The 10,688-nt window shown below is 73.3% G+C and carries 11 protein-coding genes; 4 read left to right on the forward strand and 7 right to left on the reverse strand.

All coding sequences use genetic code 11. The features are described 5' to 3' along the window. The first annotated feature begins 160 nt into the window (after positions 1 to 160). The 4 genes from VGB14_12350 to VGB14_12365 all read left to right on the forward strand — a co-directional run bounded on the left by VGB14_12350 (position 161) and on the right by VGB14_12365 (position 4,288). Positions 161 to 745, forward strand: coding sequence for an isochorismatase family cysteine hydrolase (locus tag VGB14_12350; GenBank protein HEX9993710.1), 585 nt, complete (start codon positions 161 to 163; stop codon positions 743 to 745). 62 nt (positions 746 to 807) lie between these two features. Further along, positions 808 to 1,680 carry an arginase family protein gene (locus VGB14_12355; GenBank protein ID HEX9993711.1) on the forward strand — a complete coding sequence of 291 codons (873 nt, stop codon included), beginning with the start codon at positions 808 to 810 and terminating at the stop codon, positions 1,678 to 1,680. A gap of 246 nt (positions 1,681 to 1,926) precedes the next feature. Next, on the forward strand, positions 1,927 to 2,979 hold the full coding sequence (locus VGB14_12360; protein ID HEX9993712.1) for an ATP-grasp domain-containing protein: 1,053 nt from the start codon (positions 1,927 to 1,929) through the stop codon (positions 2,977 to 2,979). Between the two features lie 127 nt (positions 2,980 to 3,106). Next, on the forward strand, positions 3,107 to 4,288 hold the full coding sequence (locus VGB14_12365) for an MFS transporter (GenBank protein HEX9993713.1): 1,182 nt from the start codon (positions 3,107 to 3,109) through the stop codon (positions 4,286 to 4,288). Here VGB14_12365 and VGB14_12370 read toward each other — a convergent pair. The 7 genes from VGB14_12370 to VGB14_12400 form a co-directional block, all read right to left on the reverse strand. After that, positions 4,278 to 5,138: a carbohydrate ABC transporter permease gene (locus VGB14_12370; GenBank protein ID HEX9993714.1), complete on the reverse strand. Its 861-nt coding sequence runs from the start codon at positions 5,136 to 5,138 to the stop codon at positions 4,278 to 4,280. The two genes, VGB14_12365 and VGB14_12370, sit on opposite strands and share 11 nt — an antisense overlap. Position 5,139: 1 nt before the next feature. Continuing rightward, positions 5,140 to 6,114 (reverse strand): sugar ABC transporter permease, encoded by a 975-nt coding sequence (locus tag VGB14_12375; protein ID HEX9993715.1) that lies wholly within the window; start codon positions 6,112 to 6,114, stop codon positions 5,140 to 5,142. 1 nt (position 6,115) lies between these two features. After that, positions 6,116 to 7,468, reverse strand: a complete 1,353-nt coding sequence (locus VGB14_12380; GenBank protein HEX9993716.1) for an ABC transporter substrate-binding protein — start codon at positions 7,466 to 7,468, stop codon at positions 6,116 to 6,118. Further along, positions 7,465 to 8,463, reverse strand: a complete 999-nt coding sequence (locus VGB14_12385; GenBank protein ID HEX9993717.1) for an aldo/keto reductase — start codon at positions 8,461 to 8,463, stop codon at positions 7,465 to 7,467. Before VGB14_12385 ends, VGB14_12380 begins: the two co-directional genes overlap by 4 nt. Before the next feature lie 82 nt (positions 8,464 to 8,545). After that, entirely contained in the window at positions 8,546 to 9,391 is an 846-nt protein-coding gene (locus VGB14_12390) for an alpha/beta fold hydrolase (protein HEX9993718.1), read from the reverse strand. Between the two features lie 37 nt (positions 9,392 to 9,428). Further along, positions 9,429 to 10,067, reverse strand: coding sequence for a hypothetical protein (locus tag VGB14_12395; protein ID HEX9993719.1), 639 nt, complete (start codon positions 10,065 to 10,067; stop codon positions 9,429 to 9,431). After that, positions 10,064 to 10,688, reverse strand: a 625-nt coding sequence (locus VGB14_12400; GenBank protein HEX9993720.1) for an NAD-dependent epimerase/dehydratase family protein, incomplete at its 5' end; no start/stop codon positions are given. The genes VGB14_12395 and VGB14_12400, both read right to left, overlap by 4 nt.

Raw genomic sequence — 10,688 nt, forward strand, 5'->3', positions numbered from 1 at the left:
CTTCGTCGACACCGAGGGCACCGGCGGCCGCCCCGGCCAGCCCATCGACCCCACCGCCGTCCACCGAGGCGCCCTCGACGCCATCGACGCCATGCAGACCTGGTGGGACGCCCTCCTCGACCACACCCTCACCCCCGCCACCGCTGGTTAGGAGCGAGAGATGCCGCGGTACGCCGTCCTCACCAACGACCTGCAGTACGACCTCGTCGACAAGAACGAGCAGCGCAAGGCGAACGTGGAGGCGATGAAGCCGAGACTCGTCAAGTTCCTCGCCGACGTGCGCGAGCTCGGCGTCCCCGTCGTCCACCTCCAGCTCATCTACGACGAGACCGACAAGAAGATCGAGCTCCACGACGGCCGCATCCCCGTGCTGCGGGGGACGCCGGGGGCCGAGCTCCTTCCCGACTTCGTCGACGAGCGCGACGTCGTCATCGAGAAGAAGAAGGACAGCGGCTTCTTCGAGACAGGGCTCGATGCGTTCCTCCGCGACCACGAGATCGACACGGTCGTCATCACCGGCATGCAGGCGCAGGTGTGCATCCAGACGACCGCCGCCGACGCCCACTTCCGCGGCTACAACGTCCTCGTGCCGACCGACGGCGTCGTGTCGACCCGCGACGAGGATCGGTTGCGAGCCCTCGAGTGGCTCGCCTCCTACTGCGCCGTCGTCGCGCCGACCACGGAGATCGTCGAGCGCATGCGCCGCCACGACGCGTTCGACTTCACGCCGGCGGCACTTCCCTGAGCACCGAGCGGTGGAACGGGCTGGCGACGGCCGACGGGCCCGCTGGCCGGGTCGACGCCATTGTGCTCGGCGTGCCCTTCGAGGGCGGCGCCGGCGGCGGGGGCGGCGCCTCGCACGGGCCCGACCGGGTCCGGGAGCTGTCGCGAAACGTGAAGACGATCTCGCGGCGGGGCCGGGACTTCGGCGACCTCCGCGTGCTCGACGCCGGCGACGTGGCCGCGGACCGTTTCGACCTCGCCGGAACCGTCCGCGTGGTGCGCCGCGCCTACGACGAGGTATTCCGGACGGCGACGGTACCGGTGGTGACCTTCGGCGGCGACCACTCGATCACCTATCCGATCGTCGCCGCCGCCGCGGCCGGTCGCCGGCTGGGGCTCGTATGGTTCGATGCCCACCCCGACGCGCTCGACACGTACCTCGGGTCACGGCTGTCCCACGGGTCACCTCTGCGGCGTGTCGTCGACGAGGGCGCCGTGCGGCCCGAGGACGTCCTCCTCGTCGGCACGCGCGCGTACGACCCGGGAGAGCCCGAGTTCCTCCAGGAGGTGGGGATCCGCGAGATTCGAGCGGCGACCTTCGACGACGACCGGACCGCCGCGTTCGACGACTTCCGCCGGGCGGCGGCGGAGATCGCCACACGCGTGGACGGGCTGTACGTCACGGTCGACGTCGACGTGCTCGACGCGCCCGTTGCGCCGGCGACCGGCACACCGGTCGCTGGCGGCATCGACACGGGGACCCTCCTGCGGCTGCTGGAACTGGTGCCAGAGCCGGTCGTCGGCTACGACGTGGTGGAGTTCGCGCCGCCGCACGATGTCGGCGGGGTGACCGGCGCCGCCGTCATGGCCGTCACCACGACCATCCTCGACCGCATCGCCGCGGCGCGCACGGGCCATCGCGTCCTGCTGCCGGCGGCCTCGTCGGAAGGACGGTAGGCGACGGGCCGGGTCCCTGGCTTCGTCCTGTTCACCGACCTGCCGAAAGCGGGGCCGTACCTCGATGCCCTGGCCCGCCTCGACGTCGCCAGCCTCGTCGTCGCCCCGCCGCCTCGGTGGCCGCTCGAGCACGCCGCAGTCGCCTTTCTCGGCTCGCCCGACCACCAACTCGGCACGACGGCGGCGCACGCCTTCATCGACCCTGGTGACCTGGCGGCCACGCTGGCGCAGGTCGCATCGTGGGCGGTGGACCACGAGATCGTCGGCGTGTTCGCGTCGTCGGAGCTCTGCGTCGAGCCGGCCGGCGTCGTCGCCGACCTGCACCGGTTGCCGGGCGTCGGGCTCCGCGCATCGAAGGTCTGCCGCAACAAGCTCCTCCAGCGCCACTACCTCCGCGCCTGGAGTCCTCCGTCCGTGCCGGCGAGGGCGGGCGAGCACGACGCCGTGGCCGAGGCGCTCGACCACCGGTTTCCGGTCGTGGCAAAGCCGCTGAACCTCTACTGCAGCATCGGCGTCCAGGTCCTCGCCGACCTCGAGGCCCTCGAGGCGCACCTCGCCGCGTTGGGCCCGGGCGACTCGGTGCTCGTCGAGGAGTACGTGACCGGCCGGGAGCTCAGCGTCGAGAGCATCGTGGCTGCCGGCGAGACGGCGTTCTCGTCGGTCACGCAGAAGGCCACCAACGAACACGACGGCGACTACTTCGTGGAGATGGGCCACACGGTGCCGGCGGGCAACGTCTCCGACGACGAGGCCGACCGCATCCTCGCCGTCCACCGGGACATCACCGAGCGACTCGAGCTCGGGACAGGGATGACTCACGGCGAGTACCGCATCCGCGACGACGGCACCGTGGTGCTCATGGAGATCGCCGCCCGGCCGCCAGGCGACGGCCTGCTGCAGCTCTATCATCTGGCCACCGGTGCCTCCATCGAGGCGGCCATGGTCGCCGCCGCCCTCGGCGGGCCGGTGTCGTACCCCCAGCCCGTACGGTGGGCCCGTCAGGTCTACTTCGAGCACGACGCCGGGTCGCTCCTCGACGTGTCGAGCCGCGTCCCCGGCGGACCGCCCCCGTCCTGGGTCGTCGAGGACGGCCTGTGGCCGGTCGCCACCCCTGCAGGGCCCGGCGCCCCACCGGGCCTCCGTCACCTCCTCGTGCTGAAGGATCGCGGCGCACCGCTCGGCCCGATCACCGACTCGTTCGGACGGGCGGTCACGGCGCTGTTCGACGCGCCGACGCCGGCCGATCTCGACGCGTTCGAGTTGGTCGTGCGGGCCGGCGTCGACGTCACGACGGGCTGACGGGGAGCGGGCGGGAGCGGGAGTGGCGGAAGGGCTCGACACCCCGTCACGGACGGCCGACGCCGGCATCGCCCGTCGGCTGGCGACGGCGGCGTTGGACCGCGTACCCGCCGGGCGAGCGGCCCGCGTGTTCCTCCTGGTGGCGTTTGTCGACGCCTGTGGCCGCGGTCTGTTCCTCGCGGGGTCGGCGCTGTTCTTCACCGATGTGCTCGGCCTCACCACCGCACAGATCGGCACGGGGCTGTCGCTCGCGGGGCTGACCGGCCTGGCGTGCGCCGTACCCATCGGGCGGCTCGCGGACCGGTTCGGCGACTGGAGGACGCTCGTCGCCCTGCAGTTGTGGCGGGCCGCCGGGTTCGTTGTGTACCCCCTCGCGTCCGGCTTCCCGGCCTTCCTCGCCATCGCCTGCTACATCGGCGCCGTCGAGCAGGCAGTCGGGCCCGTCATCCAGTCGGTGGCCGGCTCGGTGGCGGAGGGAGAATCGCAGGTCCGCACGATGGCCCTCGTGGCCGTCGTCCGCAACGTGGCATACGCCCTCTCGGCGCTCGCGGCGACCGTCGTCATCGCTGGCGCGAGCCCCTCCTTCTACGTGGCCTTCGTCCTCGGCAACGCGGTCGCCTTCGTCGTCACCGCGGTGCTCCTGGTGCGCCTTCGCCTCGCCGGCGGCCGCCGGGATGGGGACGCCGACGTCGTGCGGGCCCCGGCCGCCCGCCTCCCGCTCACGGACCTGCCGTTCCTCGTGCTCACCGTCGCCAACGGGATTCTCTACCTTCACGTCGCGATCCTCGGAATCGCGTTCCCGCTCTGGATCGTCACGAAGACGAGCGCGCCCGACTCCCTGGTCGGGATCGTGCTCGTGGTCAACACCGTGATGGCCGTGACGCTTCAGGTGCGGCTGAGCGCGGGCGGGGACGACATCAGACGGGCGGGCAGGAAGCAGCGCCAGGCCGGACTCGCGCTGGCCGGGTTCTGCGCCATCGCCGCGGTCAGCGACTCGGTCGGTCCCGTCCCGGCCGCTGCCCTGCTCCTCGCCGCGACCGTCGCCATGACGCTGGGCGAGCTGTGGCAGTCGGCGGGGGCTTGGGGGATCTCCTACGGCCTCGCGCCGCCATCGCGGCGCGCCTACTACCTGAGCGCCTACCAGATCGGCGCGACGGGTCTGACCGTGCTCGGCCCGGCGGTACTCACGGTCGCCGTGGTCGACACGGGCGCCGTCGGTTGGATCGGCCTCGCCGTGGTGTTTCTGGTCGCCGGTACCGTCGTGCCGGTCGTCGTGCCCGTCGCCGCCCGGCGGGCGTTCAGCCCTTGATGCCCGTGCGGGCGACGCCCTCCACGATGTAGCGCTGCGCGAACACGAAGACGGCGATCACCGGGATGCTGGCGACGACCGCGCCGGCCATCACGAGCGCGTAGTCCGTGGTGTTGGCCGACTGGAGGAGCGACAGCCCGGGGCCGAGGGTCAGGTGCTCGGGGTTGAACAGCACGTAGACCGGCCAGAGGAAGTCGTTCCAGTTGGTGAGCAGGCTGAGGACGCCGAGGGTGGCGAGCGCCGGCTTGGCGTTCGGCAGGACGATGTGCCAGAACGTCTGGAACCGGTTGGCCCCGTCCAGCCGGGCCGCCTTCTCCAGCTCCACGGGCATGCCGAGGAAGAACTGGCGGAGGAAGAACACGCCGAACGCCGAGGCCGCCATCGGCACGATGATGGCGGGCAGCGTGTCGAGCCAGCCGAGCCGCTCCACGATCATGTAGTTCGGCGGCAGGAAGATGATCGGCGGCACGAACAGCGTGGCGATGATCAGCCCGAGCAGGACCCGCTTGCCCCTGAACTCCATGCGGGCGAGCGCGTAGGCCGCCGGCGTGGCCGTCGCCAGCACGAGCAGGGCGTGGAGGACGGCGGCCAGCATGCTGTTCACGAACCACCGGAACACCGGGGTCGACGACCCGACGGCGGTGATCCTGTCGTAGCTGGCGTTGGTGGGCGTCTGCGGGAAGAACGTCGGCGGCGAGGCCGTCGCCTCCGCGGTGGGCTTGAACGACGTGAGCACCATCCAGACGATGGGGCCGAGGAACAGGACGGTGAGGACGGCGAGCACGACGTAGTTGGCGACCTTTCCGCCCGTGCGGCGGCCCGGCCTGGTGTCGCTGACGAACGCGCCCACGTCAGTCCTCCCTCGCCTGGTTGCGGAACAGGAAGAAGGTCAGCCCGCTGACCGCCATGAGGAACAGCGCCAGCACGTAGCTCATGGCCGCCGCGCTGCCGAGGCGGAAGTTCCTGAACCCCTGCTCGGCGATGTACATGATCGCCGTGCGGGTCCGGTTGCCCGGCGCCCCCTGGGTGACGAGGAACGACTGGCCGAACATGTTGGCCGAGGCGAGGATCGTCACCGTCAGCACGAACAGGAAGACCCGGCGCAGGCCCGGCAGGGTGACGTGGCGGAACTGCTGCCACGGCCCGGCCCCGTCGACGGTGGCCGCCTTGTAGAGGTCCCTCGGGATCTCCTGGAGGCCGGCCAGGTAGATGATGGCGTTGAAGCCGAGCGTCCACCACAGGGTCATGCCGACGAGGGAGACCCACACCCATGGCTCGGCCGTCGTCCACCCCGTCTTGTCCGGCAGGCCGACCTTGTCGAGCAGGAAGTTGAGGACGCCGATGTTCGGGTCGAGCAGGAACCGCCAGAGCAGGCCGACGACGGCCACGCCGAGCACGTAGGGGGCGAAGAACACGGCCCGGAACACGTTGCGGCCGGCGAACCGCCGGTTCAGGAGGAGCGCGACGGCCAGGGGCACGGTGACGAGGAGCGGCACGCTGAGGACGGTGAACAGCGCCGTCGCCCGCATCCCCTGCCAGAACTGGCTGCCCGTGGGCGAGCCGCCGTCGAACAGGTCGCCGTAGTTGTCGAAGCCGACCCACGGCTTGTGGTCGAGGAACTGGTCCCAGTTGTGGAGGCTGATCCAGAGCCCGAGGAACACCGGGACGAGCACGAAGACGGTGAACAGGACGAGGTACGGGGCGAGGAACAGGTACGGCGTGACCTGGCTGGCGCCCACGAAGTCGCGCCGCCGGCCGGCCTTGGCCTTGATGCCCGCCGCCAGGCCGACGCCCTGGCCCGGCGGTGCCTGCGTGGTGGTCGTCACGTCACACCCCCTCGTACTTCTGCCGGTTCTCCTCGAGCAGGATGTCCGCCTGGGCCGCGGCCGAGGACAGCGCCGCCTCCGGTGACGACTGGCCGAGGATCGCCTTCTGGATGGCGAGGTCGAGCGTCGTCCGCCGCACGTCCTCGATGCCGGGCAGCGACGGGCCGAACACCAGGTAGGGGATCTCCGCGGCGAACGCCTGCTGCGGCTCCAGCGCGGCGAACTCGTCGCTCTCGACGACGTCGAGCCGGGCCGGGACCATCCCGGACTTGGCCCACTCGAGGGACCGCCGGCTCATCCAGTCGATGAACGCCCGGCTGGCCATCAGCTTGTTCTCGTCGGGCGACGGCTGGGCCATGATCACGAACTGGTGCGACCCGGCCGACGCCGCGGGCTCCTCGCCGAGCACCGGCAGGGGCGCCACCCCCCACTCGAGGCCGGGCGTGCTGCCGTACTCGTTGATGGACCAGTTGCCGGTGAAGATGAAGGCGTTCTGGCCGTTCTTGAAGGCGATGGCCTCGGCGTCCTGGCCGACGTTGCCGGCGCTGTAGCCCTGCTCGATCAGCGAGCGCATGAACTCGAGCGTCTCGACGCCGGCCTCGTCGCCGAAGGTCGCTCTCGTGCCGTCCTCGTTGTAGAGGCTGCCGCCGAACTGGCCGATCAGCGACTGGAACATCAGGCCGCCGGTGAACAGGAACGGCGACACCCAGAACCCCTGCACGCCCTTGGCCTTCAGCTCCTCGAGCGCGCCGAGGAACTGGTCGCGGTCCTGGGGCGGCGACTCGGGGTCGAGCCCGGCCTCCTCGAGGACGGCCTTGTTGTAGTACATGCCGATCGGGTGGACGTCGAGCGGGACGCCGTAGCGCTTCCCCAGGAACACGCCGGCGTCCCACGCCGCCGGGGCGAAGTCGCCGTCCCGGACGCCGATGGCCTCGGCCAGGCCGTCGAGCGGGACGATCGTCTTGTGCGCCGCCGCGGTGGCCAGCTGGTCGACGTGCATGATCCCGATGTCGGGGCCGTGGCCGCTGCGGACCGCGGCGGGGGTCTTCTGGTAGAACTCGGCCCACACGATCACGTTCATCTGCACGTCGATGTTCGGGTGGTCGGCGTTGAACTGGGCGACCAGGTCCTCCATGAACGGCCGGTCGCCGCCGGTGAACCCCGTCCAGTAGTCGAGGTCGACGTGGGGGCCGTCGTACTCGAGCGGGCCGCCGGCCAGCAGGTCGGCCTGGCGGTCGACGTCGGCCGAGCGGCCGCCCCGGCCGCAGCCGGGCAGCCACAGCGCGCCGAGCCCGGCGCCGGCGGCGACGGCGAGGAACCGCCGCCGGGACAGCGACAGCGGGTGCCCGCTCACGGCCGCACCGGTCCGGAGCCGGCGCCGGTGGCCTTCACGGCCTCGGCGATCTCGTCGAGGTCCTCCTCGCCGAGGCGGACGTCCGCCGCCCCCACCCAGCCGTCGACCTGCTCCGGGCGGCGGGCGCCGACGATGGCCGCCGTCACCCCCGGCCAGGCGAGCGTCCAGGCGATGGCCACCTCGGCGACCGAGCAGCCCAGCCGCTCGGCGACGGGGCCGAGCGCCTCGACGAGGGCCAGGTTGGCCTCGAGGCGGGTGGTGAAGTCCGGGTCGACCCTGCGCCAGTCGTCCTCGGGGAGGCCGGCGACCCGGTCGGCCGAGAAGCGCCCGGTCAGCAGGCCGGAGCGCATGGGGCTGTAGACGATCACGCCGGTGCCGTGGTCGGCGCACCAGCGGATCGTCGTGTCGGCCTCGTCCCGCACGACGAGGTTGAGCTGGGGCTGGAAGGTGTCCACGTGGCGGACGGCCTCGCACCGCTCCAGCAGCTCGAGGTCGAAGTTGCTCACGCCGACGAAGCCGACCTTGCCCTCGTCGACCAGCGCGGCCATCGTCGACCACGACTCCTCGACCGGCGTGCCGTCCTGGGTCGGCCAGTGCACCTGGAGGAGGTCGATGCGCTCGACGCCGAGGCGCCGCAGCGAGTCCTCGCACTCCCGCCGGACCGACTCGGGGGCGAGGACGTTGCGCACGGTCCCCTCCGCCGGGTCGTCCCACACGAGACCGCACTTCGTGAACACGAGCGGCCGGTCCTGCTCGGGCAGCTGGCGGAGGGCCTCCCCCACCACCTCCTCGGCGTGGCCGAGGCCGTAGGCGGGCGCCGTGTCGACCCAGTTGATGCCGAGCTCGACGGCGTGGTGGATGGCGGCGATCGACTCCCGGTCGTCCTGCGGGCCCCAACCGCCCTGCCAGCCGCCGCCGCCGATGGCCCACGCCCCGAGGCCCACCCTGGTCAGTTCGAGCCCCGTCCGGCCCAGCACCTCCGTGGGTAGCGTCACTGCAACCCCCTGGGATGAACGCGCGTGGCCGGCCTGCCGGCCGGCGACCCCCGTCCTTCCCCGTCGCGGGGCGAGGAAACCGTCAGCCGTCGGTGCCGCTCGCCGCCGCCCCCCGGGCCGAGGCCGCCTCGACCCGGTCGAGGAACGACAGCACGGCCGCGTTGAACGCGCCGGCGTGCTCGATCATGAACCCGTGGGCCCCGCCGCGGACCACGACGAGCTCGGCGTTGGGCAGCAGCGAGGCCAGCTCCTCGGAGTCGCCCTGGGGGGTGAGCACGTCCTGGCTGCCGACGATGACGAGGGCGGGGGCCTCGATGGCGGCCAGGGCGAAGCGCAGGTCGTCGTCCATGGCCAGGATGGCCTGCACCTGGGCGTCGAAGGCGTGGGGCGGCATGGTGACGGCCAGCGGGCCGACGAGCCCGAACGCCGGCCAGAACCGGCGGATCGAGCGGGGGCCGACCAGCCAGCGCAGGTTGCGGCCGGCGAGGGCCCGCATGCCCCGCTCCCGCGCCGTGGTGGCCCACTCGGCCAGCAGCTCGCGGCGCCACTCGTGGTGCCGGCAGGCGGTGCAGGCGAGCACGAGCGACCGCACCCGCTCGGGCGCGCCGACGGCGAGGACCTGGGCGATGACCCCGCCCATCGACGCGCCGACGACGTGGGCCGACCGCACGCCGGCGTGGTCGAGCACGGCGAGGGCGTCCTCGGCCATCACGGTGAGGTCGTAGGGCCCGGGCGGCTTGTCGCTGCGGCCCGCGCCCCGGTTGTCCATGAGGATCACCCGGTAGCGGGCGGCGAGGGCGAAGCGCTGGAGGACCCAGCCGTGGCTGTCGGCGCCGAGGCCCTGGATCATGAGGACGGGCGGACCGTGGCGGCGGCCGGCGACCTCGTAGTGGAGGCGGGTGCCGTCCGGGTGCCGGGCCAGCGTCACGCCGGCGGACGTTACCTGAGGGTAGGGATACGGAGCGTCATCGCGAGAACGGCCCGGGTGGGGACGCCTCGTCGAGGAGCTCCTGGACCGCCCGGCGGGTGGCCTCGGCCAGCTCGACGGCGGCGAGCGGCCCGCGGCCCGACGGGACGGGCACGGCCGCGCCGACCCGGACGCGCCACCGCCGCCCGGCCTCGCGGCCGCTCACGGCGACGGGCACGACCGGCGCCCCGGTGGCCAGGGCCGTCGCCACGGTGGCGGGGTGGACGGGGCCGGCGCGGTGGCGGGGACGGGACAGCCGGCCGGCGAAGGCGAGGGCGACCTCGCCGGCCCGGAGCAGGCCGGCCAGCTCGTCGGGGCGGTCGAGCACGCCGCCGAGCCGGCGCAGCATCGGGCCGGCCGGGGCCACGTCGGGCACGCCGAGCGGGCGCACGTGCCGGCCGGTGGCCGACAGCAGCCCGAGGGCGACGACGAACGGCTCCGACAGGCCGAAGCGGCGGTTGGCGACGAGCAGCACGGGCCCGTCGGCCGGCACCGCCCCGGCGCCCCGGACGTCGACCGACCACCGCAGCCCGAGCACGGGCCGGGCGACGGCGACGAGGTCGGCGTCGAGGCCCCACTCGTCCACCGGGTTGGTGCCGTTGAGGCGGCGGCGCAGGACGTCCACCGTCGCCGTCACGCCGCCTCCTCCACCGGGCGCAGGTAGGTGACGGTCGCCCACTCGTAGAGGGCCTTCACGACCTCGGGGGTGCTGGTCGCCGGGGCCTCGCCGAGCAGGTCGGCGGCCCGGCCGCCGTCGGCCGTGCGCCCCCTGGCCAGCAGCTCGTGCACGTGGTCGGGCACGGGCGCGCCGGCCACCTCGGCGAGCGCCCTGGCCGCCCGCCACAACAGCGGGCCGCCGACCGGGAGCGGCGCCCGCCCGCCCATGCGGGCCGCCTGCGACGCGGTCACGGCGCCGGCGCCGACCACGTTGACGGGGCCGTCCACCGCCCGGTCGAGGGCGGCGACGAGCGCGGCCGCGGCGTCCTCCTGGTGGAGGAGCGAGAACGGGGGGTCGGCGGCGGCGGACACGGGGACGACCGGGAGGCGGAGGTAGCGGCCGAGCGGGCTCGGGAAGTGGGGGCCGACCACGGGGGCCATGCGGACGAGCGCGACCGTGCAGCGGGCGGCCCGGGCGGCGTCGGCGGCGACGGCCTCGGCGGCGGCCAGCGACCGGCCGAACGGCGAGGTCGGGTCGGCGGGGGCGTCCTCGTCGGGCCTCGTCGGGCCGCCCCGGCGCCGCCCGTACACCTCGATGCCG

The sequence above is a fragment of the Acidimicrobiales bacterium genome (assembly GCA_036399815.1).
In the GTDB taxonomy this organism is placed as follows: domain Bacteria; phylum Actinomycetota; class Acidimicrobiia; order Acidimicrobiales; family DASWMK01; genus DASWMK01.